The sequence below is a fragment of the uncultured Parasphingorhabdus sp. genome (genome assembly GCF_963677535.2).
Lineage (GTDB): Bacteria > Pseudomonadota > Alphaproteobacteria > Sphingomonadales > Sphingomonadaceae > Parasphingorhabdus.
On the sequence record NZ_CAXXUT010000003.1, the window covers coordinates 1,871,312 to 1,894,465 of the forward strand.

The 23,154-nt window shown below is 59.1% G+C and carries 18 protein-coding genes; 5 read left to right on the forward strand and 13 right to left on the reverse strand.

Annotated features, from left to right (window positions below; all coding sequences use genetic code 11):
- Positions 1-56 precede the first annotated feature (56 nt).
- On the forward strand, positions 57-2,234 hold the full coding sequence (gene uvrB, locus ACHZCJ_RS16140; RefSeq protein WP_159644303.1) for an excinuclease ABC subunit UvrB: 2,178 nt from the start codon (positions 57-59) through the stop codon (positions 2,232-2,234).
- 718 nt (positions 2,235-2,952) lie between these two features.
- On the opposite strand, the gene ACHZCJ_RS16145 is transcribed toward uvrB, so the two are convergent.
- Together ACHZCJ_RS16145 and ACHZCJ_RS16150 are read right to left on the reverse strand one after the other, a co-directional pair.
- Positions 2,953-3,567, reverse strand: a complete 615-nt coding sequence (locus tag ACHZCJ_RS16145; protein ID WP_321327584.1) for a redoxin domain-containing protein — start codon at positions 3,565-3,567, stop codon at positions 2,953-2,955.
- A 42-nt stretch (positions 3,568-3,609) separates the two neighbouring features.
- Positions 3,610-5,697 carry a protein-disulfide reductase DsbD domain-containing protein gene (locus tag ACHZCJ_RS16150; protein WP_321327585.1) on the reverse strand — a complete coding sequence of 696 codons (2,088 nt, stop codon included), beginning with the start codon at positions 5,695-5,697 and terminating at the stop codon, positions 3,610-3,612.
- 84 nt (positions 5,698-5,781) lie between these two features.
- Between ACHZCJ_RS16150 and ACHZCJ_RS16155 the strand changes: the two genes are divergently transcribed.
- A complete protein-coding gene (locus ACHZCJ_RS16155; protein ID WP_321327587.1) occupies positions 5,782-7,455 on the forward strand; it encodes an alkaline phosphatase family protein in 1,674 nt (557 codons plus the stop codon).
- A 13-nt stretch (positions 7,456-7,468) separates the two neighbouring features.
- Here ACHZCJ_RS16155 and ACHZCJ_RS16160 read toward each other — a convergent pair whose 3' ends face one another.
- The 5 genes from ACHZCJ_RS16160 to ACHZCJ_RS16180 form a co-directional block, all read right to left on the reverse strand.
- Entirely contained in the window at positions 7,469-8,413 is a 945-nt protein-coding gene (locus ACHZCJ_RS16160; protein WP_321327589.1) for a right-handed parallel beta-helix repeat-containing protein, read from the reverse strand.
- Between the two features lie 132 nt (positions 8,414-8,545).
- On the reverse strand, positions 8,546-11,284 hold the full coding sequence (gene metH, locus ACHZCJ_RS16165) for a methionine synthase (protein ID WP_321327826.1): 2,739 nt from the start codon (positions 11,282-11,284) through the stop codon (positions 8,546-8,548).
- Entirely contained in the window at positions 11,266-12,315 is a 1,050-nt protein-coding gene (locus tag ACHZCJ_RS16170) for a homocysteine S-methyltransferase family protein (RefSeq protein WP_159644276.1), read from the reverse strand. Before ACHZCJ_RS16170 ends, metH begins: the two co-directional genes overlap by 19 nt.
- Entirely contained in the window at positions 12,312-13,268 is a 957-nt protein-coding gene (metF, locus tag ACHZCJ_RS16175; protein WP_159644271.1) for a methylenetetrahydrofolate reductase, read from the reverse strand. The genes ACHZCJ_RS16170 and metF overlap by 4 nt, the downstream gene beginning before the upstream one ends.
- On the reverse strand, positions 13,265-14,284 hold the full coding sequence (locus tag ACHZCJ_RS16180) for a metalloregulator ArsR/SmtB family transcription factor (protein WP_159644258.1): 1,020 nt from the start codon (positions 14,282-14,284) through the stop codon (positions 13,265-13,267). Before ACHZCJ_RS16180 ends, metF begins: the two co-directional genes overlap by 4 nt.
- Before the next feature lie 234 nt (positions 14,285-14,518).
- On the opposite strand from ACHZCJ_RS16180, the gene ACHZCJ_RS16185 reads away from it, so the two are divergent.
- Positions 14,519-14,854: a hypothetical protein gene (locus ACHZCJ_RS16185; protein ID WP_159644248.1), complete on the forward strand. Its 336-nt coding sequence runs from the start codon at positions 14,519-14,521 to the stop codon at positions 14,852-14,854.
- Positions 14,855-14,943: 89 nt separating this feature from the next.
- Positions 14,944-15,138: a hypothetical protein gene (locus tag ACHZCJ_RS16190; RefSeq protein ID WP_159644235.1), complete on the forward strand. Its 195-nt coding sequence runs from the start codon at positions 14,944-14,946 to the stop codon at positions 15,136-15,138.
- Positions 15,139-15,141: 3 nt separating this feature from the next.
- Here ACHZCJ_RS16190 and ACHZCJ_RS16195 read toward each other — a convergent pair whose 3' ends face one another.
- Both ACHZCJ_RS16195 and ACHZCJ_RS16200 read right to left on the reverse strand, forming a co-directional pair.
- A complete protein-coding gene (locus ACHZCJ_RS16195) occupies positions 15,142-16,233 on the reverse strand; it encodes a serine hydrolase (RefSeq protein WP_321327594.1) in 1,092 nt (363 codons plus the stop codon).
- 158 nt (positions 16,234-16,391) lie between these two features.
- Positions 16,392-17,603 (reverse strand): phosphatidylserine/phosphatidylglycerophosphate/cardiolipin synthase family protein, encoded by a 1,212-nt coding sequence (locus ACHZCJ_RS16200; RefSeq protein ID WP_321327596.1) that lies wholly within the window; start codon positions 17,601-17,603, stop codon positions 16,392-16,394.
- Positions 17,604-17,764: 161 nt separating this feature from the next.
- Between ACHZCJ_RS16200 and rpoZ the strand changes: the two genes are divergently transcribed.
- Complete coding sequence (gene rpoZ, locus ACHZCJ_RS16205) at positions 17,765-18,112, forward strand: DNA-directed RNA polymerase subunit omega (protein WP_159644220.1); 348 nt, start codon at positions 17,765-17,767, stop codon at positions 18,110-18,112.
- A gap of 102 nt (positions 18,113-18,214) precedes the next feature.
- Here rpoZ and ftsH read toward each other — a convergent pair whose 3' ends face one another.
- The 4 genes from ftsH to ACHZCJ_RS16225 all read right to left on the reverse strand — a co-directional run bounded on the left by ftsH (position 18,215) and on the right by ACHZCJ_RS16225 (position 23,113).
- Positions 18,215-20,167, reverse strand: coding sequence for an ATP-dependent zinc metalloprotease FtsH (ftsH, locus tag ACHZCJ_RS16210; protein ID WP_321327597.1), 1,953 nt, complete (start codon positions 20,165-20,167; stop codon positions 18,215-18,217).
- Between the two features lie 165 nt (positions 20,168-20,332).
- Positions 20,333-21,286, reverse strand: a complete 954-nt coding sequence (gene tilS / locus ACHZCJ_RS16215; protein WP_321327598.1) for a tRNA lysidine(34) synthetase TilS — start codon at positions 21,284-21,286, stop codon at positions 20,333-20,335.
- Between the two features lie 3 nt (positions 21,287-21,289).
- Entirely contained in the window at positions 21,290-22,156 is an 867-nt protein-coding gene (locus tag ACHZCJ_RS16220) for a tol-pal system YbgF family protein (protein ID WP_159644199.1), read from the reverse strand.
- A 120-nt stretch (positions 22,157-22,276) separates the two neighbouring features.
- Positions 22,277-23,113, reverse strand: a complete 837-nt coding sequence (locus ACHZCJ_RS16225) for a RodZ domain-containing protein (RefSeq protein ID WP_321327601.1) — start codon at positions 23,111-23,113, stop codon at positions 22,277-22,279.
- Between the last annotated feature and the right edge of the window lie 41 nt (positions 23,114-23,154).

Consider the following 23,154-nt stretch of genomic DNA (forward strand, 5'->3'; position numbering starts at 1 on the left):
GCCAAAAACTCCACAACGGGGATGACATTGGTCCCTTTTTGTTCCATATCGGCTCTATGACAGAATTGGTTATCAGAAGAGGTCTCGCGGAACCCGAAACCGGGGATGATTTCGTTCCGCACAAGCCCAGTCGTCCGGAAAAATCGGAAGGCGGAAGGCGCTTCAAGCTGGTCAGCGATTTTGAACCGGCGGGCGACCAGCCGACGGCTATCCGGGAACTGGTAGAGGGCATGCGCGATGAGGAGCGCGACCAGGTGCTGCTCGGGGTCACCGGGTCGGGCAAGACCTTCACCATGGCCAAGGTGATTGAAGAATTGCAGCGGCCGGCGCTGATTCTGGCGCCGAACAAGATATTGGCGGCGCAGCTGTACGGCGAGTTCAAGAATTTCTTTCCGGAAAATGCCGTCGAATATTTTGTCTCTTATTATGACTATTACCAGCCCGAAGCCTATGTCGCGCGGTCGGACACCTATATCGAGAAGGAAAGCTCGGTAAACGAGGCGATTGACCGGATGCGGCACAGCGCCACCCGTTCGCTGCTCGAGCGCGATGACGTGATCATCGTCGCGTCGGTGTCCTGCCTCTATGGTATCGGCTCGGTTGAAACCTATTCGGCGATGGTCTTTGATCTCAAGAAGGAACAGTCGGTCGACCAGCGGGATATCATCCGCAAGCTGGTGGCGCTGCAGTACAAGCGCAACGATATGGCTTTTGCCCGTGGCAGCTTTCGGGTGCGGGGCGACAATCTCGAGATTTTCCCGTCGCATTATGAAGATATGGCCTGGCGGATCAGCTTTTTCGGCGACGAGATTGAAGAGATTGTCGAATTTGATCCGCTGACCGGCAAGAAGGGCGCGAGCCTGAACAAGGTGCGCGTCTATGCCAATTCGCACCATGTGACGCCGGGGCCGACGATGAAACAGGCGATGGAAGCGATCAAGTTCGAGCTTGCCGAGCGGCTGAAGGAGCTGGAAGCGGAAGGCAAATTGATCGAGCATCAGCGGCTGGAGCAAAGAACCAATTTCGATCTCGAGATGATCGCGGCCACCGGCAGCTGCGCCGGCATCGAAAATTACTCGCGCTTCCTGACCGGTCGCCTGCCCGGCGAACCGCCGCCGACCCTGTTCGAATATCTGCCGGACAATGCGCTGCTGTTTGTTGACGAGAGTCACCAGACGGTGCCGCAAATCGGCGCCATGTCGAAGGGCGACCACCGTCGCAAGATCAATCTCGCGGAATATGGCTTCCGCTTGCCCAGTTGTATTGACAACCGGCCGCTGCGCTTCAACGAGTGGGACGCGATGCGACCGCAGACGGTCAGCGTCTCGGCAACGCCGGGGTCGTGGGAAATGGAGCAGACCGGCGGCGTGTTCAGCGAACAGGTCATTCGTCCCACCGGGCTGATCGATCCGCCGGTCGAGATCCGGCCGGTCGAGGACCAGGTCGATGATGTGATCAACGAATGCCGCAAGGTCGCCGAACAGGGTTATCGGACTTTGATCACCACGCTGACCAAGCGGATGGCCGAAGATCTCACCGAATTCATGCACGAGGCGGGAATCAAGGTCCGCTATATGCACAGCGATGTCGAGACGCTGGAGCGGATCGAGCTGATCCGCGATCTTCGGCTCGGCGTCTATGACGTGCTGATCGGCATCAATCTGCTGCGCGAAGGGCTGGATATTCCGGAATGCGGATTGGTCGCGATACTGGACGCCGACAAGGAGGGTTTCCTGCGCAGCGAGACATCGCTGATCCAGACCATCGGCCGTGCCGCGCGTAATGTCGATGGCCGGGTGATCCTCTATGCCGACCGGATGACCGGGTCGATGGAGCGCGCGATCAGCGAGACCGATCGCCGCCGCGAGAAACAGGTCGCCTATAATCTCGAACACGGTATCACCCCGCTGTCGATCAAGAAGAATATCGGCGATATTGTCGCCCATGCCACGGCCAAGGACATGGTCACCGGCGCGGTCGACGACGACAGCAAGCCTCTGGTCGGCCACAATCTGCGCGCCCATATTGAAAGCCTCGAGAAGCAGATGCGCGATGCAGCGGCGGATCTGGAATTCGAAGAAGCCGGCCGGTTGCGTGACGAGATCCGCAAGCTCGAGGCGGAAGAGCTGGGTCTACCCGCCGACCTGCAGGTGGCGCAACCCAAGGGCCGCTCCACCGAAGGCCGACCGGGCACGCGGAAAATGGGCTATGGCAAGACGCAGCGGAAGATGTAGGGCAGGGATGCTGTCGACAAAAAGGCAACATTTTCAGCAAGCGGGTCATCCCCGTCCGGCTGACATTCGTGGCAGGCGTATGTCGCGGTTACGATCCGGGCAGGAGATGCCCAATCTGTATATTTTTGCCGGAAATCAGGCGTCGAATCAGTATTAAATGTAACTATATGGAAAATAAGGTCTTTTTCAAACGTCATCCGAAATGGCCAATTTCGTCCTGAATATCTGATCTGGCGCTGTGCATAAATTACGCAAAAATGTAATATAATTTCAATGGTTTACCAGTTGTTACCATAGTTTACATGACCGTTCAGGTCAGGTTAGCTAGAGGACGGCCATTACAGATTGCAGAGACAAGAACTGACCCGGCAATCGCATTCCGACAAGCAGGAATGGATCGCGGTCAGCATCGAAACAATAAGTTCTCCATATCCGCCGGCACGTGCTGGCTGGCGGAAGGGAAGAGTTTGACCGGCGGTGCCTTTAAGTAGGGTCGCACGCTGTCGGAGCAAAGGGGGAGGCAGATCCTTGTTGCGTACTGGGTCTGTCTCCCAACCCTCGGGAATGATGCAGGCAGAAAAAGCATTGCTATCGGGTCCGGGGACCTGTTGACGAACGGCCTCAGGGGGCTTGAGGCGGTCGTCCTATCCCCGGATCCTGGGGCGCAGGGCTGGTGCGCGCGTAAAGTTTGCGTACCGGTCCTGCATTATCCAGTCTGTCAGGATGCATATTTGACCGAGCAGCCGTACGGCCGCGCCTGGGCGACACTGACCTTGTCGCCGGATTTGATTTCCTTCAGCGCCGCCAGCACATGATTGCGGGCCATTTTGATATCGGCAACATTTGCCGTTGGCTTGTCATCGATCCCGCCCTGGTAGACCAGAATGCCCTTGTCATTGATAATATACATATGCGGGGTGGTTTTGGCGGCATATGCCTTGCCGACCACGCCCCGTGGGTCGAACAGATAATTGGTCGCCATGATTTTTTGCTCGGCGATCAGCGCCTTCGCCTCGGCACCGGTCATATGACCCTGTTTGCCTTTCGCACCGCTATTGATCGTCAGCCAGACCGCGCCCTGCTGTCTGGCGGCTTTCTGGGTCGCCTGCATATTGCCGCTATCATAATGTTTGGCCACAAAGGGGCAGCCGGGATTGTGCCATTCCAGAACCACGGTCTTGCCGCGGAACTGTGACAGCTGAACCGTCTGTCCGTTGACGTCGGTGAGTTTGAAATCCTGAGCGACGGCACCGTTTCTCTGGGCAGCGGCCAGCGGGCTGGCCAGCGCGATCGCTGCGACACTTGCGGCTGCCAGGGATGAAAAATTTCGCATTGTCAGACTCCATTCATTGGGGAAAGAAAAGGGGAGTTCGCCTTATACCGATTCACCGACCAATTCTGTCAATGTCGATACCGTGAGAATCTGCGGCAGAATGACCGGTTCTTCACCAGGCGCATAATATAGATACAGGGGAACGCCCGCCCGCCCGTGTTTTTCCAGAAATCTGCTGATCACCGGATCGGGGCGGGTCCAGTCGCCCATCAATACGGCAACTTCGGCGGCCTTGAACGCGTCCGCGGTCTCGCTGCGCTGGATGGCGGCGGCCTCGTTGGCCTTGCAGGTGATGCACCAGTCGGCGGTGAAATAGGCAAAGACCGGCTGGCCGGATTCGCGCAGTTCGGCCAGTCGTGTTTCGCTAAAGGGTTCACTGGGCAGGGTGGCGCCGGAAGCCGCGGTCAGTTTCCGGCTTTCCATCGCCTCTTCGCCGGGCAGGCTGATGACACCGCCGACCAGAACGGCGATCATTGTCGCGCTAGCCAGCGCACCGCGCGAGATGCCCTTGACCTGTCCGCCGCCGAACCACCAGAGGATAAGACCGACAACCAGCAGGAAGACCAGCGACAGACCCAGCGCATCGGTTCCGATCTGGCGACCGAGCAGCCAGATCAGACCGATGCCGGTGAGAAACATCGGGATCGCCATGACTTTGCGAAAGCCGTCCAGCCAGGGCCCCGGTTTTGGCAGGCGGTTGCGGATTGCCGGCACGAAGGCGATAAGCAGGAAGGGCAAAGCGAGGCCGACGCCCAGTCCTGCAAAAATCACCAGCGCCGCGATCGGCGGCAAAATGATAGTCGCCCCGAGGGCCGCGGCCATGAACGGCCCGGTACAGGGTGTGGCGACAAAGGCGGCCAGTGCGCCGGTCCAGAACGATCCGGCGGCGCCGTCTTTCTGGGTCAGCTTGTTGCCGAAGTTGATATTGGGCAGCTCGAACAGCCCGGCCAGATTGAAGCCGATGGCGGTGACCAGGGCCAGCAGGATGAAGATGATCCGTGGGTCCTGCAGCTGAAATGCCCAGCCGACCGCCGCACCGCTGGCGCGCAAGCCGAGCAGGGCCGCTCCGAGCGCCGTGGCGAAGAGAACAACACCGGCGGTATAGGCAAGCGCATCGCGCCGGACGACCGTTTCACTGCCGCCGGCCTTGGCCAGGCTGATTGCTTTCAGGCTGAGAATCGGGAAGACGCAGGGCATCAGGTTGAGCAAAAGCCCGCCCAGAATGGCGCCGCCCAGTGCCAAGAACAGCAGCGAGCCACCGCCCTCGTCCTTTGCGCTGTCGCCGGACAGGGGGAGGCCGGTCATTTCGACCTTGCCCTTGGTGGCAGTGATCAGAAAACCGTCATGATCGCCAATCTTCAATATGCCGCTGATTGTGTCATAGCCATCGCCGCGCGCGCCGGTTTCGAGGATCAGGCGGTCGCCGTCACGATTGAATGTCTGCGGCGCGGCATAGTCGACAATGCCATCTTGCAGAATGAAGAAATAGGGCTGGTCGATCGCGACGTTCGCGGGCAGCGGGATAGACAGGCGGAACAGGTCTGCGTCGACAGCAAAGCTGGCTTCACTGCCCAGAGGACGAGGCAGGGCCGCGCGGAACGCGTCAAACGCCGTGTTTCGCGAGATTGATGTATCCTCGCCGACAACCTGCAGGGTGATCGACAGTTCGTCCTGTTCGGGCACGCAAATCTCGTCGGTGCAGGACAGCCATTCGGATTTTACCGCAATCGGGAGGGGGCCCGGGCGGACTTCACCGGACAGGGTCAGGTTGACCAGGACCGCATAATCGCCCTTGTAGATATAGTTCATGATACCGGCGATCAGCAGCCTGTCGGGTACCTGGAACTGGGCCTCTCCGGCCGTCACGCCCGGGGGCAAAGTCCAGTCAAAGCTCATGCCGATACCGGCATCGCCGGGATTTTCCCAATAGCCGTGCCAGGTCGGTTTCGGCTCCATGACAAAGGCGAGTGTCACGCTTTCCCCGGCCTTCACCTGCTGGGATTCCGCTACCAGTGTGGCGGCTACATTCAGCTCCGTATTGCCCAGCCGGTTCTGTGCTTCGGCTACCGGCGCAAAAAACAGCGCGGCAAACGCCACCATGATCGAAAATAGACGCAAATCAGATGTCATAAAAACTCACTATTTCCTGTATAATGGCATTTAGGCTATTGGACCGTTGCTTTCTATAGCGACAATTACCCGTGAGGACCATTCGTGCAAAAATCGATTCTAGTTACAGCTGTTGCAGCGCTTATCACATTTTCCGGAACCGCTCATGCGGAAGATTCCGGCCAAAGGAAATCGGCCCAGCCGGATCTTGTGGTCGCCATATCGGTGGACCAGTTTTCCGCCGATCTTTTTAGCGAGTATCGCAGCAGCTTTACCGGCGGTCTGGCCCGGCTGGCGCAGGGTGTGGTGTTCCCGTCCGGCTATCAGTCGCACGCTGCGACGGAGACCTGTCCGGGCCATGCAACGATTATGACCGGTGTCCATTCCGGGCGGGCGGGGATCATTGCCAACAACTGGATCGATCTGTCGATCGAGCGCGAGGACAAAACTGTCTATTGCGCCGAGGACGAGCGCATCGACGGGTCCAGCTTCGGTGACATTACCGCTGCCGCGCAGGGTGATTATATCGCTTCGGTCTGGCATCTTCTGGTGCCGACGCTGGGCGACCGGCTCAAGAAAGTCTCGCCGGATTCGCGCAATGTTGCGGTGTCGGGCAAGGACCGCGCGGCGCTGATGATGGGCGGACATGATGTCGACGAAATATACTGGTGGAAAGGCAAGGGCTTTTCCACGCTTCAGGGTCGCAAGACCATGCCGGCTATTGCCGCCCTCAACAAGTCGATTGCTTCGACTATCGACAAGGCGCGGCCAGCTTTTGCGGTGCCGGCCCATTGCGCGGCGCGCAATGCCCGTATTGCACATGGCGAAGGCAAGTCGGTTGGCGATTATGCCTTTCAGCGCCCCGAAGGCGCCGCAAGCGTTTATCGCGGGTCTCCGGACTTCGACAAGTCGGTGATCGACGCGGCAACGGTCCTGATCAAGGAACTCGAGCTGGGGCAGGGCGACGCCACCGATATCCTGTCTGTCGGACTGTCCGCAACCGATTATATCGGCCACGGCTTTGGCACCGAAGGGCTGGAGATGTGCATCCAGATGAGCGAACTGGATCGTTCTCTCGGGCAGTTTTTTGATCTGCTGGACGGAGCGGATATTGACTATGTCGTGATGTTGACCGCCGATCATGGCGGGCTCGACCTGCCGGAACGGATGAGCCTGCAGGGCGTAGCGACAGCGCAGCGGGTCGACCCTGATCTGAACGCCAAGACGATCGGCCGGAAGGTCGCAGAAGTTTTGGGCCTTCCGGCTGACCAGCCTGTGCTCTACGCCGATGGCCCATTCGGCGACTATTATGTCAGCACAGAGCTTTCCGAGGATATGCGGAAAAAGGTCAAGGATAGCGCGGTAGCGCTGATCGCCGCCCACACGCAGGTGGAGATGGTGCTGGAACATGACGAGATTGCGGCGATTGAGGTGCCGCGCAGCGCTCCGGAAGAATGGACCTTGCCGCAGCGTGCCCGCGCCTCTTTTCACCCCGACCGGTCCGGTGATTTTGTCGTTCTGCTTAAAAAGGCGGTGACGCCGATCGCCACTACCGCGCGGGGATATGTAGCAACCCATGGCAGCCCATGGGATTATGACCGTCGCGTTCCGATCCTGTTCTGGCGCGAGGGCATCCGGCATTTCGAACAGCCCTTGTCGGTGATGACGGTCGATATTGCACCGACGCTGGGTGCGCTCGTCGGCGTGGACATCCCGGCGGAGGAAACCGACGGACAATGTCTCGATATTGACGGCGGTCCGCTAAACAGCTGCGAGTGAGGCGAGGGGCTTTCTAGCGCCGCTGGTAGCGGGTCAGGCCGCGTCCGAGACTGTTGTTGGCAATGCGAAGCTGGTCGCCGCTCCAGTCGGCAACAAACCAGGTGTTCCGGTTCACGCCCTTGGCGAGCGAAGCGCTGTTGGAATGGATGTTGAGACCTTCCGAACTATGGTCGCGGTCTTCCGCGGCGATGGCAATGAAAGCGCTCCAGTTTTCCTTGTTCTGGCCCTGCACGAAGACATTGCCGCTGATTACGCCGGTGGCGCCGGCCGGAAGATCGATCATATAGTTGGTGGTGCGACCCTGCGTGTCATCAAAGCTGTTGTTGGTGATCGTCGCCCGCGGGGCGCGGCTTTTGACATAATGGCCACCGCTGCCCTTTTCGAAGCGGCTGTTGGTCACCTTCAGCGATCCGAAATTACCGATATAGATGCTGTGCGCGCAGGACAGGCCCCGATCGCAGCGTCCGAGCCGCTGAAAGGTTGACCGGTCGATGACAATTTCCGCGCTCGGGTCATTGGCGCTCAATATGCCCTGTTCGGCATTGCGGAACAGGGCGTTATAGACATAAAGGTCGCCGCGCTCGATCCGGATGCCCGCACCATTGCCGTCCGGCACCCGCTGGTTCTGGAAAATGATGCCGTCGATCGTCGCCGCCTTGCCCCGCAGGACGAGACTCGCTTTGCCTTCGCAGACGCCGCCATCCAATATGGTCTGGCCGGGAACCGATGCCTTGTAGGTGATGCGGCCGGCTGTCTGCACCGCACAATCGCCATAGGCACCGGGAGCGATGACAATGGTGGCATTATTTCCACCAATGGCAGCCACTGCATCGGCCAGACGCTGGTAGCTCTGGCCGGTTTCCATCACCTTGAACGCCCCGACACGCTGGCCCTGTGCAGCCGTACCGGCCAGTGAAGCCAATATAACGGTGGCGATCAAACGTGTCTTGAGCTTCATTTCGGCTGTCCTGAATAGAGGGAATTGGGCAGTTTCAATATCGCCTGCGGCAATATCAAACAACATCTATGCTTATATTGTCCCAGATGAATTCAGGCTGAGCGGCAGAGGTTAACGGGATTGCCGGAGGGGCTATTCGTTCAAATTGGGCCGCAGCCATTGCCGCGCCTGGTCGAGGCCGACGCCGCGCCGCGCCGCATAATCCTCTACCTGGTCCTCGCTGATTCGCGCCACACCGAAATAATCCGCCTGCGGATGGCCAAAATAGAAGCCCGACACGGCAGCGGTCGGTGTCATTGCAAAGCCGCTGGTCAGTTCGATTCCCGTATGCGCGGTGGCATCAAGCATCTCGAACAGGATCGGTTTCAGACTGTGGTCCGGGCAGGCCGGATAGCCGGGGGCGGGGCGAATGCCCTGATATTTTTCCTGGATCAGCTGCTTGTTGTTAAAATTTTCGTCCGCCGCATAGCCCCACAGGTCCTTGCGGACATGTTCGTGCATACGCTCGGCAAAGGCCTCGGCCAGCCGGTCGGCCAGCGCCTTTAGCAGGATGCTGTTATAGTCGTCCTTGTCCATCTCGAAACGCTGGACATGTTCTTCAATGCCGTGGCCGGCGGTGACGGCAAAGCCGCCGATCCAGTCATCCTCGGTATCGATGAAATCAGCGAGGCAATTGTTTGGCTTGCCGCCGCGCTTGATCACCTGCTGGCGCAGCATCGGCAAGCTATATTCCGCATTGTCCGGAGAGACGCGAATATCGTCGCCGTCGCGCCGGGCGCGCCAGAGTCCGGCCACACCTTTGGCCGTCAGCCATTTCTCCGCGATAATCTGGTCGAGCATCGCCTGCGCATCGCGGAACAGGTCGCTGGCGCTCTCGCCGACGATTTCGTCGGTCAGAATGGCGGGATAGTTGCCGGCCAGTTCCCAGGCGCGGAAGAAGGGCGTCCAGTCGATATAGTCGCGCAGCTCGGCAAGATCCCAGTCCTCATAGACATGCAATCCTGGTTTCGCCGGTGCCACGGGCTTGAGATTCATATCGATCTGGGCGGCATTGGCACGGGCTTCCTCGAGCGTCGCCAGCTTCTTGCCGGTCTTGCCAGCCCGCGCGACACGGACCTGCTCATAATCTTCCCGTGTCCTGGCGATAAAGCCGTCTGCCTGCGTATCGCTGACCAGTTGCGACGCGACGCCGACCGCACGGCTGGCATCCAGAACATAGACCGTCGGTCCGCTATAGGCGGGCTCGATGCGCAGCGCAGTATGGGTTTTTGACGTGGTCGCGCCGCCGATCAGCAGCGGCATGGTCATTTTTGCCCGCTCCATTTCCTCGGCGACGGTCACCATCTCATCGAGCGATGGCGTGATCAGGCCCGACAGCCCGATAATATCGGCATCATTTTCATTCGCGGCCTTCAATATGTCGGTCCAGGCCACCATTACGCCGAGATCGATGACTTCAAAGCCGTTACATTGCAGCACGACGCCGACGATATTCTTGCCGATATCGTGCACATCGCCCTTGACCGTGGCCATGATGATCTTGCCCTTGCCCTTGGCATTCTCGTCCTTCTCGGCTTCGATATAAGGGAAGAGATGGGCAACGGCCTTCTTCATCACGCGCGCGGATTTCACCACCTGCGGCAGGAACATCTTGCCCGAGCCGAACAGGTCCCCGACGACATTCATGCCGTCCATCAGCGGGCCTTCGATCACTTCGATCGGCCGGCCTTCGCGCGCCTTGACGGCGAGCCGCATTTCCTCGGTATCCTCGATGATATGGGCGTCGATACCCTTGACCAGCGCATGTTCGAGCCGCTTGTGCACTTCATAGCCGCGCCATTCTGCCGCCGCTTTCTCCGCCACCTCGTCCGTGCCGCGGAATTTTTCGGCGAGCGTGATCAGCCGGTCGGTGGCATCCTCGCGGCGGTCGAATATGACATCCTCGCACAGCTCGCGCAGTTCCGGGTCGATGTCGTCAAAAATATCCAGCTGGCCGGCGTTGACGATCGCCATGTCCATACCGGCAGGGATCGCGTGGTAGAGGAAGACGCTGTGCATGGCCTTGCGCACCGGTTCGTTGCCGCGGAAGCTGAACGAGAGGTTGGACAGGCCGCCGGAGATATGGACATGCGGGCAGCGTTTCTTGATCTCGCGGGTCGCCTCGATAAAATCGATGCCGTAGCGGCGATGCTCGTCAATCCCGGTCGCGATCGCGAATACATTGGGATCAAAGATAATATCTTCCGGCGGAAAGCCGATGCCGGTGAGCAGCTGGTAGGCGCGTTCGCAAATCTCGACCTTGCGATCCCTGGTATCGGCCTGACCCGTCTCATCAAAGGCCATGACCACGACGGCGGCACCATAGGCCATGCATTTGCGCGCGTGGCTGAGAAATTCTTCCTCGCCTTCCTTCATCGAGATGCTGTTGACGATCGGCTTGCCGGAGACACATTTCAGGCCTGCCTCGATCACCGACCATTTGCTGCTGTCGATCATCACCGGCACCCGCGCGATATCGGGTTCGGCGGAGATCAGCTTGAGAAAGGTGGTCATCGCGTGATGCGCGTCGAGCAGGCCCTCGTCCATATTGATATCGATCACCTGCGCACCATTCTCGACCTGCTGGCGGGCGACTTCGACCGCGGCTTCATAATCGTCATTGAGAATCAGCTTTTTGAAGCGCGCCGATCCGGTGACATTGGTGCGTTCGCCGACATTGACGAAATTGGTAGAAGAGGGCTGTGTCATGATATTGTGATGGTATCCGTTGGCCTTGCGCGCAGACGAAAGGCAGTTATGCTTCTGCGGTCCGTTCCGAATTTTTCTTCGAAACGAACCGCAATAGTGTTTCTTCAGGCGGCCATATTGAATGGCTCCAGGCCGGACAGACGCGTGTGCACTGGAATGGCCGGTATCTTGCGTGGCTCGTGACCGTCAACAACCTTTGCAATAGCGGCAATATGCTCCGGCGTCGTGCCACAGCAACCGCCGACAATATTGACCAGTCCGTCGTTGAACCAGTTCTCGATCAGCTCGGCGGTTTCGTCCGGCAATTCGTCATATTCGCCGAGTTCGTTGGGCAGGCCGGCATTGGGATAGGCCATGATCAGCGTATCCGCCTCCTTCGCCAGCATGGCGAGGTGCGGACGGAGCTGGTCGGCGCCGAAGGAACAGTTGAGCCCGATGGTCAGCGGCTTGAGATGCCGGACCGCGTGCCAGAAAGCCTCGACGGTATGGCCCGACAGATTACGGCCGGACAGGTCGGTCAGGGTCATCGAGATCATCAGCGGAATATCCCGTCCGCTCGCTTCGGCCGCTTCCATTGCCGCCATGCCGGCGCATTTGGCGTTGAGGGTGTCAAAGATCGTCTCGATCAGCAGAAAATCAACGCCGCCTTCGATCAGCGCGTCGCACTGCGCCCGGTAGACGCCTTTCAGATAGTCATAGTCGATTTCGCGGAAACCCGGATCGTTGACGTCGGGCGACAGGGAAAGCGTCTTGTTGGTCGGCCCGATGGATCCGGCCACAAAGCGCGGGCGGCCATCCTTGGCTTCGGCCTTGTCACAAGCCGCGCGCGCGATTTCGGCTGATTTGACGTTCAGGTCGCGGACCAGATGTTCGCAGCCATAATCGGCCTGGCTGATCTCGGTCGAGCTGAACGTATTGGTCTCGATGATGTCGGCGCCGGATTCGAGATAGGATGTATGAATGGCTTCAATGATGTCCGGCCGGGTCAGGCTGAGCAGATCATTATTGCCCTTCTGGTCATCGGCCAGTTCCAGCGTGCCGCGATAGTCGCGTTCGCCGAGGCCATAATTCTGGATCGCGGTGCCATAGCCACCGTCGAACACCAGAATTCGTTCGCCAGCCAGTTTCTGCAATCGTTCGCGCGCGCTGGTCATGCCGCTTTCTCCTGTTGTGCGCCAGCGGGGCGCTTGCCCAGCAAATGGCATATCGCGTAGCTGAGTTCGGCCCGGTTGAGCGTATAGAAATGGAACTGGCGAACGCCGCCGGCATAAAGTTTGCGGCACAGTTCTGCCGCCACGGTGGCCGCGATCAGCTGTCTTGCCGCGGGATGGTCGTCGAGGCCTTCGAACAGATCGTTCATCCAGCCCGGAATTTCCGCGCCGCACATGCCGGCAAATTTGCGTGTCTGGGCGACGTTCGACACCGGCAAAATGCCCGGTACCAGCTCGGCATCGATCCCGGCCGCGGCCGCGGCATCGCGAAACCGGAAAAAGGCTTCGGCGGTGAAGAAGAATTGTGTGATCGCCCGGCTGGCGCCCGCGTCCAGCTTGCGCTTCAGATTATCAAGGTCGCTTTGCGGACAATCGGCCTCGGGATGGGTTTCCGGATAGGCCGCCACCGAGATTTCAAAGGGTGCAATATCCTTCAATCCCTTGACCAGATCTGCCGCGCTGGCATAGCCATGGGGATGCGGTTCAAAAGCCGTTCCTTCCGCCGGGGGATCGCCGCGCAGGGCGACAATATGCCGGACGCCTGCCTCCCAATAGGAGCGTGCAACATCCGCTATTTCGTCCTTGCTGGCACCCACACAGGTCAGATGCGCAGCAGCCGGAATATCGGTTTCCCTGGCGATACGGGCTACCGTTGCGTGGGTGCGTTCCCGCGTGGTGCCTCCTGCGCCATAGGTGACGGAAACAAATCGCGGGGTGAGTGGCTCGAGCGTCACCACGCTGTCCCACAAGGTTTTCTCCATCTTCTCTGATTTTGGCGGGAAAAATTCGAAGGAGACATCGGCGTCGCCGCTCAATCCGGCAAAAAGAGGAGCATCCAGCGCGCGCTTGGCTTCTTCCAGTTCGCTGAGGGCCAGTGGCCGTGCGGGGTTGCTCATGCTGATGCTCTTTTCAAATTTTTGTTCGGGAGGTGTGATCCCCGCGAATCGGGGTGGAGGCTGGGGACGGCGTTCTTTCTGGCGACCCAAATTTTGACTGTCAGCTCACCGCCATCCAGGGTCTTGCTCTGTACCAGCTGCAGCTGTGACGTTTTGAGCCAGTGCTTCATGCTGTCATCGCTGAAACCAAGTCTTGCGTGGGCATGTTCGGTGCGCAGATCTTCCCGGTCGTGGGCGGCAAAGTCGGCGATCAGGACGAGACCATCGGGATTGAGCACCCGCGATACTTCGTCCAGAACCGCTTCGGGATGTTGCGCATAGTGCAGAACCTGGTGGAGGATGACGCTGTCAACCGCAGCATCTTCCAGCGGAAGATGGTTGAAATCGCCTTGCTTCAGTTCTGTCTTCTGTATCAGCTCTGCTCCGCCGCCGGCTTCGCTTTCGAGCAATTTGGCCCGTGCCAGCCGAAGCATTTCCGGACTGTTGTCGATTGCGATGACCGATTGCGCCGCAGCACCGAACAGTTCGACCATCCGGCCGGTCCCGGTTCCGATGTCGAGCATTTTGCCGAGTGGTGCATCGCGGAGCAGGGCGAGCATCGCCCGTTCGACTTCCTCCTCCGGCAGATGGAGCGAACGGATAGCGTCCCATTCGTCGGCGTGGGCAGCGAAATAGCGCTCGGCCATTTCTGCGCGTGCCTTGCGAACCAGTGACAGCTGGGCCTGGTCCTGCAATGCCTGTTCGGATTGCGCTACTGCTTGCGACCGGAAAATCCGGCCCAGGATTTCAAGCTCCGACGCCGTGCCCGGTTTGAGGAACACCCAGCTCCCTTCTTTCCGCCGTTCGGCCAGGCCAGCCTCATCCAATATCCTGATATGGCGCGAAATACGGGGCTGACTCTGGTTCAGAATCTGCGCCAGTTCGCCGACGGCCAGTTCCATCTTTTGCAGCAACAGCATGATTCGCAATCGCGTCGGGTCGGCCAGCGCCCTGAATATATTCAAGATATCGTCCATGTTGCAGCACTATATAAAGAAATCTTTATATCTGGTCAATCGGCTTGATCTTCTGCGGCTGGCTTTTTCTTTCCGGCACTGGCTCTAGGAGATTTTACAAGTCAGAATGGGCCGAATCAGGTTGGTCATTGCGTTCATTCGGCCATATCGCTAAAGATAGGCCCGCAGGCCTGAGGAGCGAAAAAAACTCCCCGCCGGCTTGGTTTTTGAGGACTAAAATAGAGGGTTATCCCAATGAAAAAAGTTACAACATCAATCGTACTCGCCGCTGCACTTGGCCTGGCCGCTTGCTCCGGCGCAGACAATGCCGAAACCGGTGTGGAAGAAGCGGCAGAAGGCACGGAAGCAACGGCTGAAGAAGCTGCTGCTGATGCCATGGATGCTGCTGAAGGCACTGCCGACGCCATGGGCGAAGCGACTGCCGAAGCAACCGCGGAAGCTGCCGATGCCGCTGGCGAAGCTGCTGTAGCCGCTGGCGAAGCTGCCGAAGCCGCTGGTGAAGCTGCCAAGGACGCTGCGAAAAGCGCAGTCGACAAAGCTGCTGACGCTGCGAAAAAAGCAGTAGAATAAGCTTTTCAGAATTTATCGGAAAAGGGCTGTCTCCGGACGGCCCTTTTTTTTGTCTTTGGTCCGGCCGGGACAGGGCTTATGGAGATGTCATGAGAACCGTGGTCAACATCATAATATTAGCAGGACTGACGGCCTGCGGCCCGGCGCAGAATGATCCGGGGCCAGGCGGGGTGACCGTTGGCGAGGCCGAAGCGCTGGATGAAGCGGCAAAAATGCTGGACGAGCGCAACTTGCCACCGGATTTGATGGACGATATGCCATCCGGGGACGTTCAAAGCGAATAGGCGTCAGCCCGGATGATAGCGGCCCACCGCCCGGGTCACCGCCTGCATCATGCGCATGCGTTCGGGAATAGAAGCGGTCGTGTCGCCCAGCATCACCACCACTGCATAGCGCGTGCCATCGGGTGCGGTCATGATGCCGATATCATTATAGCCCGTCGCCACCGCACCAAGAACCTGGCCGGTACCAGTCTTGTGCAGGAATTCCCAGCCCGCGGGTACGCCGGCCTTAAGCCGGTTCGGCCCGCTGCGGGTGCGCTTCAATATCGATTGCAGCAATTTGGTTGAATTGGCGGAGAGCAATTCGCCGCGGGCCAGCTTGTCGAGTGCGTGTACAATCGCCCGCGGACTGGCGCCGTCAACCGGATCGGCGAGATAGGCGTCCAGCGATTGCCGCCGGCGTTCAACCGGCACTTTCGCGCGGGCGGCATAGAATGACCGGCGATAGGACAGATCCTGCTTCCATTCCATTCCGGCAATGCCCGCCTGCAACAATCGCTCTCCGGGACCGAAGCGGATCTTTCCCAGATTGTTCTTGTCGATGAACTTGCGGACGGCTTCGGGGCCGCCGGCGTGACGCAACAGGGCATCGTTGGCGGTATTGTCGCTGCTGGCCAATGCTTTTTCCAGCAGCGTGTAGACGGATTTCACCACGGCGCCTTCCCGTTCCACCTCAACCGCCATCGGTTGATGAAACAGAGTCAGGTCTTCCTTGCCGATGCGGATCGGGTCGGACAGCGAAGCGCGGCCTTGATCGATCTTGTCGAGCATGGTCATGGCCACCCAGAGTTTGGACACGCTTTGCTGCGGAAAATATTCGTCGATCCGGTGGCCGAATTCCCACTCGCCATCGATCCGCTTGATGGCAATCCCGGTCTTTCCCGGAAAGGTTCGCCAGAGCTGTTCGATTTCCTGGACCAGCGCCGGGTTGGGACGTTTGCGTGCGGTATTGGAGACGGGCGGAGCCGAAGGTGCGGGGTTCTGGTAGGTGGGGGTGGGAGCCGTGGCGGGTCTGGTCGCGGACCGATTGGGGGCAGACACGCAGGCGGCCAGAGTGACGGTCAGCATCAAGGTCAATATTTGACGGAAAGGTCTCATGAGCGGTCGATCATCTGCTGCTGGAATGTTCATAGATCCTTCTAACTACGCGCTCCCGTCTGAACAGAGACAAAACTGCCGATTGCGGTGAACGATTCTTCTGCTGCGACGGATTGCTCCGGCTGGTGCGTGAAATCACCGGATCTGGCAGGAAATGGCTATTTCAAGATACCGAAGTTGAAACGGCGAGTGACGCGATAGTCGAGCGTATTGACGAGAAAATAGCATATGGCCCAGCGCAGACGATTGAGAAATGTCCGCCGGGATTTATGCAGGTCCGGTGTAATGGCTTCGCTATGCTCGTGCAGGATATCGATCAGGCTGCGCGCATGGTCGGCAAAGGCGCGATCCTCGATCCGCAGCATCATTTCCACATTGATGAACAGGCTGCGCAGATCAAAATTTGCCGAGCCGATATAGACGGCGTCATCGACGATGACCAGTTTCGTGTGGAGCCGCTTGGGCTGGAATTCGAACAGGCGCGCATGCCGTTTCAGCAAATATCCGTAAAGCAGCCGGCTGGCCCCCATGGTGGCGCCATTGTCGGTCTTGCCCGGCAAGATGATCCGGCTGTGGCCGCCGCGCTTCGACACGCCGCCAATCCGGCGCAACAGCCCTTGTCCGGGAGAAAAATAGGCGGTGACGAGATCCAGTCTGCTGCCTTGCTCCAGATCATTTTTTATCGCGCGGGCCCAGCGGCTCAAGCGATTGCTTGGTCCGCCGAGAAGCCACTGGAACTGTCCGTTGCCAGCTTCCCACAAACGCACCATTTTGCGCAGCGAACGCATATTGCCATTGTCCCGATAGACCCAGTCGGACAATAGCCTGAAATAGCTGGCGAGACTGGCAACCTCGGGGCCGTTGAATTCCAGACCCAAATCCTCCCAGCTTTCGTCTTCCCCGTCATCTCCTCCGGACGGTTCATGCACGGCAAAATATTCGTCGGCGATATTGAACCCGCCAATCAGGGCACAGCAATCATCCGCGATGATCATTTTCTGGTGATTGCGGACAAAATAGCTGGTCGAGAAACGCGGGCTGAATATTTTGAACCTGCCGCCCGCCTGGACGAAGGAATCAAAAAAATTGCGCGGCGCACCATTGGAGCCGAAACTGTCGACCATCATCTCGACGGCGACGCCCCGTTTACAGGCCGCGATCAGAATATCGAGAATCTTCCGGCCGGTCGAATCGTCTTCGAACATGTAGAAGAAAAGCTTTAGACTTTTATCGGCCTGTTCGAGCAGATTGACGAGTGCGGCAAGGCGCTCGTCCGGCGCGCGCACCAACCGCAACCGGTTGGCGCCGACGTCAAACCATTGCGCTCGCCCGGGCTGCCATGCAATTGTACTCGCGGGGGTGTTTTTCATGGTTTCGAGGCATAGATTATCACCGCCCGACCGACAAACCATTAGATTGTATTTCGGGCTATGGGGCGTAGGACGGGGCCACCCGGATTTGTTGACAAATCCCGCCAATAGCCCTACATGCAGGCCTCTTTTCCTATAGTTTGCAGAATCAGGAGCGCCTTATGGCTCGCGTTACGGTTGAAGATTGCGTTGATAAAGTCACAAACCGGTTTGATCTGGTGTTGTTTGCAGCCCAGCGCGCCCGCGAGATTTCCGGCGGCGCAGAGCTGACGGTCGATCGCGACCGCGATAAAAACCCGGTTGTCGCCCTGCGCGAGATCGCGGAAGAAACGATCAAGCCGAAGGATCTGGAAGAAAGCCTCGTGCAGTCGCTGCAGAAGGTTCTCATCGACGATGATGATACGCCGGATGAAATCGGTTCGATCAGCCAGTCGGCAGAAGCGCTTCGTCTTACGGCCGCCGCACCGCCACGCAGCGCCGGTGTCGCCGGGGACTATGGTCGCCGCTAAACGGTCTGCGGTTCGCCGCTGATATCATCGAGACAAAAGAAAAGGCCGCCGGGAATATCCCGAGCGGCCTTTCTTCTGTTCCGGCTCTTTGCGGTAAGCCTGTCAGGCGCCTTGTGGCTTGGGATCGCCAAACGGGCCCTTTTTCTTCCGCCCCGCTTTTGGAATGGACGTGCCGACCGAAGGAGCGGCAGCCGGCTTGATCACTCCGCCATCAGGCCGCTCGAACTTGCCGGTCTTGACCAGTTCGTCGATTTCCTCGCCCGACAGGGTCTCATATTCGAGCAGCGCATTGGCCAGTGCGTGAAGCTGATCCTCATGATCGGTCAGCAACTGTTTCGCGCGGTCATAGCTGTCGTCGATCAGCTTGCGGATTTCCAGATCGATTTTCTTTGCGGTTTCGTCCGACATATGAACGCGCTGGGACTGTGAATAGCCGAGGAAGGTTTCGCCCTGTTCCTCTTCATATTGCAACGGCCCCATCAGGTCCGACATGCCCCATTGGGTCACCATGTCACGGGCCAGCTTGGTGGCATATTGAATATCGCCGGATGCGCCGGAGGAAACCTTGTCATAGCCGAAGATGATTTCCTCGGCGACGCGGCCGCCCATCGATACCGCCAGATTGGCGTGCATCTTGTCGCGGTGATAGCTGTAATTGTCCCGTTCGGGCAGGCGCATCACCATGCCGAGCGCACGGCCACGGGGGATGATCGTCGCCTTGTGGATCGGATCGGAGGCCGGCTCGTGGACTGAGACAATGGCATGGCCGGCTTCGTGATAGGCGGTCATTTTTTTCTCGTCGTCGGTCATCACCATGGACTTGCGCTCGGTGCCCATCATGACCTTGTCCTTGGCGTCCTCGAACTCGCTCATCGCGACCATCCGCTTGCCACGCCGGGCCGCCATCAGTGCCGCTTCGTTGACAAGGTTTGCCAGATCAGCGCCGGAGAAGCCGGGCGTGCCGCGTGCAATGGTCCGCGCGTCGACGTCTGGCGCCAGCGGCACTTTCTTCATGTGGACAGCAAGAATCTTCTCGCGGCCTTCGATATCGGGACGCGGCACGACAACCTGCCGGTCAAAACGGCCCGGACGCAGCAGGGCCGGGTCAAGCACGTCGGGACGGTTGGTCGCGGCGATGATGATGATGCCTTCATTGGCTTCGAAACCGTCCATTTCGACCAGCAGCTGGTTCAGCGTCTGCTCGCGTTCGTCATTGCCATTGCCGAGACCGGCACCACGATGACGACCAACGGCGTCGATTTCGTCGATGAAGACGATGCACGGCGCGTTTTTCTTCGCCTGTTCGAACATGTCGCGGACACGGCTGGCGCCGACGCCGACAAACATTTCGACAAAATCCGAACCGGAGATGGAGAAGAATGGCACGCCCGCTTCGCCTGCGATAGCGCGAGCCAGCAGCGTTTTACCGGTACCCGGCGAACCGACGAGCAATGCGCCTTTCGGGATCTGGCCCCCGAGTTTGGCAAAGCGTCCGGGATTTTTCAGAAATTCGACAATCTCTTCCAGCTCTTCGCGTGCTTCGTCGATGCCGGCGACATCGGCAAAGGTCACCTTTCCCTGTTTCTCGGTCAGCAGCTTGGCCTTGGATTTGCCAAAGCCCATCGCTCCGGACCCGCTGCCCTTCTGCATCTGGCGCAGCACGAAGAAAGCGATGCCGAGAATCAGCAGGAAAGGAAGCGACTGGACGAGGATGATCTGCCAGATGCTGGCCTGCTCCTGCGGCTTGCCGCTATATTCCACGCCTTTCTCGTCCAGCAGCGTTACCAGCGACGGATCGCTGCCAACCGGTGTGGTGGTGAACAGGTCGCCATTGGTCAGCTCGCCGGTGATCTTGTCCGGCGCAATGGCCACGCTTTTCACACTGCCTTCCTCTACCTTGTCGCGGAAGGAGGAATAGCTGATGCCGGTCGCCCCTTCGCCCGAGGCGCCCGCTCCGAACATCGATACGGTGAGCAGAAGCGCGATGATGACGCCGGCCCAGATGAACATGCTTTTCATCCAGGGATTTTCTTTGGGATCCTGTTCGTCATTCATTGCGTATTTTGTCCTGTAATCAATGTTGCAGCGGATGAACGGCATCACGCCACAATTATCTATGCTTTCAAGATAGTCCTTTTGCTGCGGATGACAATAAGTAGGCCAATGTTTTTACCGATCAAAGTGATCGGCTCAGCCGCTATCCAGCGCCGTGTCGCTCCGTCAGCTGGTCCGGCGCCTTGGCGCCGGCTGGAAGCGCCAGACTGCGCCACCCCGGCATAATATATTCCCCAGGGTGACGGTTTCGCCTTTTTCCAGTGCTAGGATTGTCTGGTCGATCTGGTTACCGCGTGGAGACAGGGCAGGATCACAGATATGCAGGCAACGGAGCAACAGTCGCCGCTGGATCTCGTGCGGAAAGCGGGTGTCGGACAGGGTGCAGCCCGTGGCCGTGCTTTTGATATGGTCACCGGCGAGTTGATCCGTCATCCATTCTATAGCCTCGCGGGCGTCGCCCACTGCGCTTGCGCTCTGGCTCGCAAGGCTGGTATCGAAGCCTTCCAGATCCTGCAGCGCCTTGCGCACCCGCACCCGGTCAAAACCCTGATCGCGATTGGAGGGATCGTCGACCGCTTCCAGGCCGTGGCCGGCGACATAGGCGACCAGTTCCGGTTTCTGGAAATCAAGCAGGGGGCGGATGATATGGGAGCGTTTCGCCCTGATCCCCGAAAGGCCGTCAATGCCGCTGCCGCGCAGGATGCGCATGATCATGGTCTCCAGCTGGTCATCGGCGTGATGCGCGGTTGCCAGCCAGTCGATACGCCGGTCCTTCATCCAGTCGTGGAGCAACCCGTAACGGGCGCGGCGTGCGGCGCTCTGGATACTGCCGCGGATCGGAACAACCGGGCGCAATATGTCGTGCGGAATGTTATGTTCGCGACAGACCGAGGCCGTAAATTCCGCCTCTTCGCGCCCGGCGGGGCGCAGGCCGTGGTCGACGGTGGCTGCGGCGATCCTGTCCGGATAGGCTTTGGATGCCAGCAACAGCAGGGCCAGACTGTCGGGGCCGCCGGACACCGCCAGACCGAGTGTCTGTTCCTTGGATGCAAAGGACGGCAGCAGCCGGTCAAGCGCCTCCGCGAAACGGATTTCCAGCGAGGCAGGGGCACCGGTCATGGCCTATTTGCAATTGGCAGCAGCCTTGCCCGATGTCACGCGGCTGGCCAGCCGGCCACTGGCGACCTCGGGATAGACATCCTCCATCTCGGCCAATACCCGACAGGCATCGTCCTTTTTCCCCAGCTGTACCAGCGCGCTGCTGAGAAAATAGAGGCTGTCCGGAGCGCGCTCTCCGCGCGGCCTTTTCTGGTAGTTTTCATAGAGGGCAACCGAAGCCAGCGCCGGCTTGTTGTCATCGAGATAGGCGCGTCCGAGCAGATTTTGCGCAAAACTCGCGCGGCGATGGTTCGGATGATCCTCGACTGTTTTCTTCAACTGCGCTTGCGCTTCCGGATAGAATTTCGCATCCCACAGGCGGTAGCCGTAAATATAGGAATCCTCGCCGGCATCGCCGGTGTCCGGCATGACGATCGCGGCGACGCCCACCACTCGTTGCGGATCAGGTGCGGCCTCCTCGGCTGTGGTTGCAGCCGTCGCTGCCGCAGCGCTGCCGCTATTGGCCGTCGACACGCTCGCCGTCGGGGTGGCGGCCGCTGCCAGCTGGTCCTCTATCTTCTTCAGCCGAAAGCCGTTCTCCTCGACCTGCCCGGTGAGATTGGCCAGGCTGGACTCGAGCGCATCTACCCGGGCGATCAGGTCACTGACAGCGGAAGTCGTGACCGATGTCGCGGGGGTTGCCGGACCCGATTCCGCGGTGATTTCAGGTTCGAAATAGCGGGTTGAACCACCCGGGAAGACTTTGCGCTGGACCGCACGCATCTCCTGTTCGAGCCGGTCGACGCGCTTGTCCACATCGGCGCTCTGGGCCGATAAAGGCGTGCTGGCAAGCAGGCTGGTGAGCAGGATTGTGATACCGAATGTCTTCATCGAGGCCTCCGCAAATTGCGCGCATATTAACCATATACTGCGCTGAAAAGTAAATAATATTATACCGGACAACGGGTTTGATCCGGAGGCGTGTCGCGATCCTGGCGGCCCCGGCGGCGGTTATTCGGACGGCAGATCGGCATCCGGGTTGTTGACCGTTTCCCGCGCCAGCAGCGCGGCCGCGCTGACGCCGACGTCCTTTATCGTCCGCTCGGCGCTGCCCAGCTGGGGGACAACCTGTCCGTCAATGGTGACCGTCAGCGCTGCAGGGCGTCCGGTCAGGATCTGCGGATCATCGGCATCTGCCGGCACGGTAAAGGTTTCGCCGGCGGCCATCTGGTCCTCGAACAGACGCTCGCCCTCCGCATCATAGATTTTCATCCAGACCGGTTCGGTTGCCGTAAGAACGACAGTGCCCTGACCAGATGGCATCGGGTTGCTGCCCGCGACAGTCTGGCCCGGGGTATCGGGCGATGCAGTTTCTGCCGGCATAGCGGGTTCGCTGTCTGCAGCCAGTTCAAGGTCACCGGGATTGAGGATCAATGTACGCCAGACAAGATAACCGATCAGAACCAGCGCGCCGATACCTGCCGCTGTCCATGCCAGATAGCGGGGCGGAATGCTGGACGGGTTTGCCGGTGCATAATCGCTTACTTCGGCCTGATAGGCGCCGTGTCCCTGTTCATCCATTTCGGCACGCAACTGGCTGCCGATCGTAGCGTCGACCAGGCCCACCGTTCTGGCGTAGGATTTGGCAAAACCGATTGCATAGGTTCGTCCGGGCAGCGCTTCGAAATCGCCGCTTTCTAGCGACTCCAGATGGCGCAGCGGGATTCGGGTCTTCTTGGCAACATCGTCCAGCGAGAGATTTTTCTGCTCCCGCGCACGGCGCAACAATTCGCCCGTGCTGTGCAGATTCAGCTCAACATTTGCGTCTTCATTGGTTTCTTCGGCCACAAAAACTCCCTTGGCCGGATCAATTTGCGACCCTTTTCGCA

Excerpts from the sequence above, each read along its gene's own strand:
- ACHZCJ_RS16150 (WP_321327585.1), bottom strand. The coding sequence starts at position 5,697 with ATGACATCTGATTTGCGTCTATTTTCGATCATGGTGGCGTTTGCCGCG.
- ACHZCJ_RS16145 (WP_321327584.1), bottom strand. The coding sequence starts at position 3,567 with ATGCGAAATTTTTCATCCCTGGCAGCCGCAAGTGTCGCAGCGATCGCG.
- ACHZCJ_RS16200 (WP_321327596.1), bottom strand. The coding sequence starts at position 17,603 with ATGAAAAACACCCCCGCGAGTACAATTGCATGGCAGCCCGGGCGAGCG.
- rpoZ (WP_159644220.1), top strand. The coding sequence starts at position 17,765 with ATGGCTCGCGTTACGGTTGAAGATTGCGTTGATAAAGTCACAAACCGG.
- ACHZCJ_RS16220 (WP_159644199.1), bottom strand. The coding sequence starts at position 22,156 with ATGAAGACATTCGGTATCACAATCCTGCTCACCAGCCTGCTTGCCAGC.
- ACHZCJ_RS16195 (WP_321327594.1), bottom strand. The coding sequence starts at position 16,233 with ATGAGACCTTTCCGTCAAATATTGACCTTGATGCTGACCGTCACTCTG.
- metF (WP_159644271.1), bottom strand. The coding sequence starts at position 13,268 with ATGAGCAACCCCGCACGGCCACTGGCCCTCAGCGAACTGGAAGAAGCC.
- uvrB (WP_159644303.1), top strand. The coding sequence starts at position 57 with ATGACAGAATTGGTTATCAGAAGAGGTCTCGCGGAACCCGAAACCGGG.
- ACHZCJ_RS16190 (WP_159644235.1), top strand. The coding sequence starts at position 14,944 with ATGAGAACCGTGGTCAACATCATAATATTAGCAGGACTGACGGCCTGC.
- tilS (WP_321327598.1), bottom strand. The coding sequence starts at position 21,286 with ATGACCGGTGCCCCTGCCTCGCTGGAAATCCGTTTCGCGGAGGCGCTT.
- ACHZCJ_RS16180 (WP_159644258.1), bottom strand. The coding sequence starts at position 14,284 with ATGGACGATATCTTGAATATATTCAGGGCGCTGGCCGACCCGACGCGA.
- ACHZCJ_RS16185 (WP_159644248.1), top strand. The coding sequence starts at position 14,519 with ATGAAAAAAGTTACAACATCAATCGTACTCGCCGCTGCACTTGGCCTG.
- ACHZCJ_RS16160 (WP_321327589.1), bottom strand. The coding sequence starts at position 8,413 with ATGAAGCTCAAGACACGTTTGATCGCCACCGTTATATTGGCTTCACTG.
- ACHZCJ_RS16170 (WP_159644276.1), bottom strand. The coding sequence starts at position 12,315 with ATGACCAGCGCGCGCGAACGATTGCAGAAACTGGCTGGCGAACGAATT.
- ftsH (WP_321327597.1), bottom strand. The coding sequence starts at position 20,167 with ATGAATGACGAACAGGATCCCAAAGAAAATCCCTGGATGAAAAGCATG.